This is a genomic window from Aeromonas sp. HMWF014, assembly GCF_963878295.1.
Taxonomy (GTDB): Bacteria; Pseudomonadota; Gammaproteobacteria; order Enterobacterales; family Aeromonadaceae; genus Aeromonas; species Aeromonas popoffii.
Window position 1 is genome coordinate 1 of sequence record NZ_CAWNYS010000093.1, and the last position, 3,594, is coordinate 3,594.

Genomic DNA, 3,594 nt, shown 5'->3' on the forward strand with positions numbered 1-3,594 from the left:
CGGCAGTACTGGCTGGTGGATCCCCTCGACGGCACCGGTGAATTTATCGCCGGCAGCGGCGATTTCGCCACCCTGATCGCGTTGGTGCGGGACCATGTGCCTGTGCTCGGTGTCATCTACGCTCCCGAGTCCGATGTGCTCTACTGGGCGGTGCGTGGCCACGGCGCCTTCAAGGAGGTGAATGGCGAAACCTTGCCCATCAGCGCCATGCAGCACGAACACAACCAGCCCGATTCGCTGGTGGTGGCCATCAGCCGTCGCCAGAAGCTGGAGACCCTGACCCGTCGCCTCAATCCTGCCATCAACTACGAGCTGATCCCGCTCGGTTCCAGCTCCCTCAAGTCCTGCCTGGTGGCAGAAGGGGCGGCCGACTGCTACGTGCGGCTCGGTCCCACTGGCGAGTGGGACACCGCCGCGGCCCAGTGCATCGTCGAGGCGGCGGGCGGTCGCATCCTCAGCCTGACGCTGCAGCCGCTCAGTTACAACGAAACCGAGTCGCTGGAGAACCCGGACTTCATCGTGATGGGGGACCCGGATCTCGCCTGGGGCAAGATCCTGGCTCGTCCGGCGGGTTGATCATCTGTCGCCAGACGACACAAACAGGCGGCCTCATGGCCGCCTGTTTGTTTGGTGTGATCCGCTAGTTTCATCGCAGATGAGCAGGGATATCCGCTGGCAAAGTACGAGAATGACAGTGGATGATCACGAGCGTTCAGCGGCAATCGGCATTTTTTCAGGTAGTTCTGAAAACGCTCTGTTGTCCAAAATAAAAAAGTAAGTATGAATGAAAATTTGGTTTTATATTTCGCCATTTTTGGTTTGTGCAGTTTTACCAGGTTATGCGCCCCCGATTGGATTCCCAATCTCACTGGCTAAGGCCAGTAATGGCAGTGATATGTTTCAGTCTCGCTTTTTGAGAATTAAATCCTAATAAACCACAATAAGAGTAGATTAAAATACTGACAAAATGTGGATTGGTAATGAGTTTATCTGTAGATGTCGTAAAGGATTTGTCCGCTTCCCAGCCCGCCGTTGCCAGCGCCACCCGTTGGCGCCGTCACGACACCCACTGGGTTATCAGCCTGTTTGGCACCGCCGTTGGCGCCGGCATCCTGTTCCTGCCTATCAATCTGGGTCTGGGCGGGATCTGGCCCCTGGTCATAGTGGCTGTGCTGGCCGGTCCCATGACCTTCCTGGCCCACCGCGGGCTGGCGCGTTTCGTGCTCTCCTCTTCCCGCCCTCACGCCGACTTCACCGAGGTGGCCGAGGAGCACTTCGGCAAGATGGCCGGCCGCCTCATTTCGGCGCTCTATTTCCTCTCCATCTTCCCGATCCTGCTCATCTACGGGGTTGGGCTGACCAACACGGTGGAGAGCTTCATGGTCAACCAGCTCGGCATGGCAACCCCGAACCGGGTGATGCTCTCCGGCCTGCTGGTGTTCGCCATGATTGCCGTGATGCTGGCAGGGGAGAAGGCAATGTTGCGGGTGTTTGCCTTCATGGTCTATCCGCTGGCGGCCATTCTGGCGGCACTCTCTTGCTACCTGATCCCCCAGTGGCAGTGGCCGGAAGTGACCGCGTTTGAAGGGGTCAGCTTCCTCAACACCGTCTGGCTGGCGTTGCCAGTGACTGTGTTTGCCTTCAGCCACGCCGCCGCCATCTCCGGCTTTGCCAACGTGCAGCGCCGTGAATATGGCGAGCAGGCAGAAGCCAAGAGTGGCTTGATCCTGCGCAACACCACAGTGATGCTGGTGGGCTTCGTGCTGTTCTTCGTCTTCTCCTGCGTGCTGAGCCTCTCGCCAGCCCAGCTGGCTGAGGCCAAGGCCCAGAACGTCTCTGTGCTCTCTTATCTCGCCAACATCACCGACAATCCGGTGATCGTGACCCTGGGGCCGCTCATCGCCTTTATCGCCATTAGCTCCTCCTTTCTCGGCCACTTCCTCGGTGCCCGCGAAAGCCTCAAAAGCCTGATCGCCAAGCCCACCGGCCTGCCGCAGGCCAAGGCGGACAAGCTGGGCATCGCCCTGATGTTCTTCGCCATCTGGGGCGCCGCCGTGATCAACCCGGGCATTTTGGGACTGATGGAGACCCTATCCGGCCCGGTCATCGCCATGATCCTGTTCATCATGCCGGTGATTGCGATCTACAAGGTGGAGGCGCTGGCCCGCTTCCGTCACGGTTGGACCAACGGCTTCATCCTGCTGACCGGGTCGCTTGCGGTCTCGGCGCTGATCTTCAGCCTGTTGAAGTAACAGCGAGCTGCGGCAAAAAATGAGAGAGGCGACCCGGGGGTCGCCTCTCTCATTTCATGGGGCCAACGGAATCAGCCCAGCTTGGCGCGGCCCTTCACCCCCTGCTCCGGGATGGCTATCACCACGGCAACTCTCTGGCGTACCCGCTGGGCGATGTCGTGGCTGTGGTTGCAGATGTTGCTTTGGTAGTGGCGCAGGCAGAAGGGGGAGGCGCCAGATAGCAATGACGCGGCCCGGGGCCGCGTCATCTTCAAAGAGGGTTTGCTGTTTGGCATAGATCGCAGCTATTACTCTGCGTCGAAATCTTCGATCTCTTTACCCAGCGCTTCCATTATGGCGCGCACCTCAGCGGGAACGCTGTCCGGATGATCCTTGCGCAGATCGTCGTCGCAGGGCAGCGGCTGGCCGGTGAAGGCGTGCAGGAAGGCTTCACAGAGCAGCTCACTGTTGGTCGCATGGCGCAGGTTGTTCACCTGGCGACGGGTGCGCTCGTCGGTCAACACCTTCAACACCTTGAGCGGGATCGAGACGGTAATCTTCTTGACCTGTTCGCTCTTCTTACCGTGTTCCGCATAGGGGCTGACGTAGTCGCCGTTCCACTCTGTACCCATGTTCCACCTGTTCTCGTTTGGCCGTGAGCACGGATTTTAACCCTTAAGGAAATTAATGGCAATCCAACAGCAAAGCCATTTAGACGTCTGGAAGTGTTGACGGCTTTTTTATGCTGGCGTAAGGTGGTTCACCATAGGCCAGCAATGGCAGGATAGCCGTGGCAGAGGCAGAGCGGCCATCGCCCAGAGACAGTTCAAGGAGAGAGTGACATGACCCACAAGGCCACCCAGGCGGTACGCACCGGGATTGAGACAGACACACAGCACGGTGCCGTGGTGCCGCCCATCTACCTCTCCAGCAACTACACCTTTGCCGACTTTGGCGAGCCCCGTCAATACGATTATGCCCGATCCGGCAACCCGACCCGCACCAATCTGGCGGACGCACTGGCGGCGCTGGAAGGGGGTGCCGGCGCCGTGGTGACCGGCACCGGCATGGGCGCCGTTCATCTGGTCACCACTGCCCTGCTCAAGGCGGGGGATCTGCTGATCGCCCCCCACGATTGCTACGGCGGTACCTGGCGTTTGTTTGAGTATCTGGCGGCCAAAGGCCACTACCGGGTGCAGTTCGTCGATCAGGGTGATGCAGCCGCGCTGGCCGAGGCGCTGGCGCAGAAGCCGGCGCTGGTGTGGGTGGAGACCCCCTCCAACCCCCTGCTGCGGGTGGTGGATATCGCCGCCATCGCCGCCGCCGCCCATGAAGTGGGTGCCCAGGTCGTGGTGGACAACAC

The 3,594-nt window shown here is 60.0% G+C and carries 4 protein-coding genes and 1 pseudogene; 3 read left to right on the forward strand and 2 right to left on the reverse strand.

Going from position 1 to position 3,594, the window contains the following annotated elements; all coding sequences use genetic code 11:
* On the forward strand, positions 1–576 hold a 576-nt coding region (locus AAC083_RS03670; RefSeq protein ID WP_108535834.1), incomplete at its 5' end, for a 3'(2'),5'-bisphosphate nucleotidase CysQ family protein.
* A 404-nt stretch (positions 577–980) separates the two neighbouring features.
* Entirely contained in the window at positions 981–2,252 is a 1,272-nt protein-coding gene (locus AAC083_RS03675) for an aromatic amino acid transport family protein (RefSeq protein WP_042038709.1), read from the forward strand.
* Between the two features lie 140 nt (positions 2,253–2,392).
* Here the strand turns inward: AAC083_RS03675 and AAC083_RS03680 are convergent.
* Positions 2,393–2,500: pseudogene (locus AAC083_RS03680) on the reverse strand (AraC family transcriptional regulator); the annotation flags it as partial.
* A gap of 39 nt (positions 2,501–2,539) precedes the next feature.
* Complete coding sequence (gene metJ / locus AAC083_RS03685) at positions 2,540–2,863, reverse strand: met regulon transcriptional regulator MetJ (RefSeq protein WP_005315809.1); 324 nt, start codon at positions 2,861–2,863, stop codon at positions 2,540–2,542.
* Between the two features lie 210 nt (positions 2,864–3,073).
* Between metJ and AAC083_RS03690 the strand changes: the two genes are divergently transcribed.
* On the forward strand, positions 3,074–3,594 hold a 521-nt coding region (locus AAC083_RS03690; RefSeq protein WP_146181565.1), incomplete at its 3' end, for an aminotransferase class I/II-fold pyridoxal phosphate-dependent enzyme.